The following is a 3,893-nucleotide window of genomic DNA, read 5'->3' as shown; positions in this document are numbered from 1 at the left end:
TTCGATTCAGTGGTTTTTAGGTGCGCCCGGCATGGACGACAGTTAGGCGGTGAAAGTCCGCTACAGACTTGGCAGTTGAGCGTCTGCACGCAAATTAAGGAACCGCCGTATACGGGATCCGTACGTACGGTGGTGGGAGAGGACGGAGAAAATGATCTCCTCCTACTCAATTAAACATCCGATGAAATTTTTTCAGACTCATAACCGATCGTCTAGTTCTTGATATTCAGGTATCCATCGTTCATTCTCTATTGCCTCGGCTACATCAGAAATCGGTTCTTTATTAAGATTCTGATCCACGGCGCTCTGAGCCACAGCCAAGGCGACCGTCTGTGAAAAGGCGTCCAGCTTAGAAACGGGCGGAAGCACAGCCGCACCTGGCTGCTCCGGATCGACGATGCCGCCGAGCGAGTGAGCGGCGTTGGAGATCATTTCATCATTCAATACCTTCGCTGTAGACGCAATGACGCCAAGCCCTAATCCCGGATAGACAAGCGCATTGTTTGCCTGTCCGATTTGGTACGTAACGCCTTTATAGGTAACATCCGGTGCGGGAATACCAGTTGCAACAAGCGCCTTGCCGTCTGTCCACTTAATCAAGTCCTCAGCCTTGGCCTCGGCAAGTTTCGTCGGATTGGAGAGTGGAAAAATGATCGGACGCTCCGTATGTGCGGCCATTTCGCTCACAATGTCTTCGGTAAATGTTCCGGGCTGTGTAGAGGTACCGACTAGGATACTCGGGTGTACGGCTTGAACGGCGGCTTTTAAGTGGGTCAGCCGTTCAGGGTGTTCAAATTCCGTACGTTTGCGGGCAAACGGTTTTTGTTCCGGAGTGAGCGTCGGGTCATCATCAAAAAGAAGGCCTTGTTTATCGACGAGATAGAAGTGTTTTTTCGCTTCAGCCTCAGACAATCCCTGTTGCAGGAATTCGTCATAGATGCGTTTTGCAATACCCGCGCCGGCTGTACCTGCGCCAAAGGACATGTACACTTGATCGGTCATTTTTTGTTTTGAAATATTCAATGCTCCTAAAATACCTGCGAGAACAATGATTCCCGTTCCTTGAATATCATCATTAAATGTTGTGATTTTGTCTTTATATCTCTTTAAGATGGCGGCTGCATGGTCGCGGCCGAAATCTTCAAAGTGCAGATACAGCTTTGGAAATAATCGTTCTGCGGTTTCAACGAATTGATCGACAAACGAGTCATAACGTGCACCTTTTATCCGCTCGTGACGATTTCCAAGATAAAGCGGATCATCTAATAATTTCCTGTTATTTGTGCCGGCATCCAAAACAACGGGCAGGACTTGGCTTGGATCAATTCCGGCTGCCGCTGTATAAACCATTAATTTGCCTACCGCTATATCCACGCCATTGGTTCCCCAGTCGCCAATACCGAGAATCCCCTCTGCGTCGGTGACAACAATAAGACGGATATCACGATGATTCGCGGCATTTTTCAATGCTGATTCTATCGAAGCAGGGTCGTCAATAGATAAAAATGCGGCATTTTGTGTCTGTACAAACAGTTCACTGTAGTTCTCAATGGTATCGGCAATGGTCGGGTCGTAAACAATGGGCATGAACTCAACAGTATGCTGGCTGAATAATTTATAGAACAAGACACGATTCTCATTAAAAATCTGCATTAAAAAGAGTCGTTTTTCCAAGTTGGACGGTTTTGTCAAATAGTGAGCATAGGTCTGTTCTGCTTGTTCGTTTAAACTCTGAATTTTAGGCGGCAGCAGTCCTTGCAAACCGTACTTTTTGCGTTCTTCTTTTGTAAAGGCTGTTCCTTTGTTTAAAAAGGGATCATTTAAAAGAGTTATTGGACTCATAAAAAGGCCTCCTGAATGGTTTTTATTTCACAGGTCAATCATAGAAAGCGCAGTTGCTTATAGTCAAACCTTGCCGCTGTTATAAATCTATATAATATGAGGCGGCTGCTTGGATGCAATCTGTAAGTACCCGGTGAATGATTTGAATTATAGAGACAAGATGCTTTAGCGAATAAACGCGTTGCATTGCGAAATGTGATGTGTTAGAATGACAACACTTACCTTTGAATGGGTCAAAATACAGAGACAGAAAACAGGAGAGGATGTTGAAGTTGGGAACAGAAAAGATGACGGTGAAAGCATTCGTGAACCATGTCCTTGTTGGTCACGCGATTGGAATTGTTGCCGCGTTGATTCCATCGGCATTACTCGGTGAATTAAGCAAGGCGCTGATGGGCCGGTTTCCGATTTTTGGAAGCATTTATCAATTGGTTACTATTTTCATGCTGGCCGTTCCTTTGCTGATCGGTGCGGCGGTGGCGCATCAATTCAAATTGAAGCCGATTCCGCTAGCCTGTGTGGCCGCTGCGGCATGGGTCGGATCCGGTGCGTTGCAATTCACGCCGAACGGCATTGTGATCAATGGCATGGGCGATTTAGTGAATATATTAGTGACCATCAGCTTAACATGCAGTCTGGTCTTGCTTATTGGAGGGCGTCTGAAGTCGTTTGAGCCGCTCGCTATGCCGCCGATCCTTTGTATTGTCGGAGGCGGTATGGGGCTGATTGTTTATCCGATCGTGCACACGGTTACGACCGGACTTGGCGGGATGATCAATAGTTTTACAGCATTGCAGCCGATCTTAATGGGTGTGTTGATTGCGGCCGCTTTCTCGGTCATTATGATCTCACCTGTTTCGACGGTGGCGATTGCCTCGGCGATCGGCATGAGCGGTATCGCTTCAGGCGCGGGTAATCTGGGCTGTGTAGCCGCAGCTGTCGGTATGTTTGTCGGCGGGCTGCGGGTTAATAAAATCGGTCTTTCCTTATCTATTGTGCTCGGAACACCTAAGATTATGATCGCGGCGATGGTCCGTCAGCCGAAGATTCTGGTACCGATTATGCTTAATGGTGCTCTGCTCGGTGCGCTTGGCGCCGTTTTCCAAATCAAGGGGACGCCGATCAGTGCCGGATTTGGATTTTCAGGCATGGTTGGTCCTATTAACGCCATTCATTTTATGCACGGCGGAGCAACATTTGCCAACCTGCTGATCATTGGTCTCGTATTCATTGCGGTACCTTTCGCAGGCGGTTTTTTCTTCGAGTGGGTCTGCCGGAGAGTATTCCATCTCTACACACCGGAGGATTACAGCACGGAAATGGCGGAATTTAAGAAAGAAAAGCCTTCACCGCAGCCTAAACTTATCTTGGAAAAGGCTTAATATAGGAATACAAAAAAACTCACGCAACGCGTGAGGCTTTTTAATGATCAGCACCAGACAATCATTTTGTAGGGCGTGGTCTGTGTGGGAATACTTTTTGTCGCGGGACCGTAAATCACAATTAAATTGCGATTAGCGGGATTGTGCGTAAAATACTGACCGTTCGGCAGAAAAATTTGTGTAAAAGGTGTCAAGGTTAAGCTTAATTGTCCGTCACTGCTCACAAGCTGATCGTTGAAAAAATCAACTTTTACATTGTGATCAGGATTAGCTTGAACCATAATAAGCGCTCGATACTGCGGCGGATAAATCAACGGAACCGGTACGTTTCCGTCATAATAACCGGTGACCCTGTCGCCAATGGCTATACGGGCATGATCCACAAAGTAGGTAGTGGGCGATACAACAAAATTCACGATGCTGTGACTATTTTCCAGCGTAAATAATTGGTAACAGCCTTGTCCTTCTTCACTTGGTCCGATCGTAAAGTCGCTGATCATTGTAACTGTGCCTTGAAATGATTGCCAATTGATGTTCATTTCGATCACCCGGGCTCTCTGTATATTCCTTCAATGTTACCCTATGTCATGAGTCCGAATCTGTGATGCGCATCTGCACGTTTGTTCCACGAACTTTTGCTTTACTGTAAAATCATATACTTTCTTAACC

3 protein-coding genes are annotated in these 3,893 nt (G+C 46.5%); 1 reads left to right on the top strand and 2 read right to left on the bottom strand.

From position 1 onward, the window contains the following. Positions 1–198: 198 nt before the first annotated feature. Positions 199–1,842, bottom strand: a complete 1,644-nt coding sequence (locus NIE88_RS21775; protein WP_253065658.1) for a malolactic enzyme — start codon at positions 1,840–1,842, stop codon at positions 199–201. A 272-nt stretch (positions 1,843–2,114) separates the two neighbouring features. On the opposite strand from NIE88_RS21775, the gene NIE88_RS21770 reads away from it, so the two are divergent. Further along, positions 2,115–3,224 carry a PTS sugar transporter subunit IIC gene (locus tag NIE88_RS21770; RefSeq protein WP_253065657.1) on the top strand — a complete coding sequence of 370 codons (1,110 nt, stop codon included), beginning with the start codon at positions 2,115–2,117 and terminating at the stop codon, positions 3,222–3,224. 47 nt (positions 3,225–3,271) lie between these two features. Here NIE88_RS21770 and NIE88_RS21765 read toward each other — a convergent pair whose 3' ends face one another. Then, the gene (locus tag NIE88_RS21765) at positions 3,272–3,763 is read right to left on the bottom strand and encodes a hypothetical protein (RefSeq protein ID WP_253065656.1); all 492 of its coding nucleotides are present in this window, start codon (positions 3,761–3,763) and stop codon (positions 3,272–3,274) included. Positions 3,764–3,893 lie beyond the last annotated feature (130 nt).

It is taken from the genome of Sporolactobacillus shoreicorticis (assembly GCF_024125445.1).
Lineage (GTDB): Bacteria > Bacillota > Bacilli > Bacillales > Sporolactobacillaceae > Sporolactobacillus > Sporolactobacillus shoreicorticis.
Note: the sequence above shows the minus strand (reverse complement) of the source record. Positions and strands in the feature narration are given on the sequence as shown.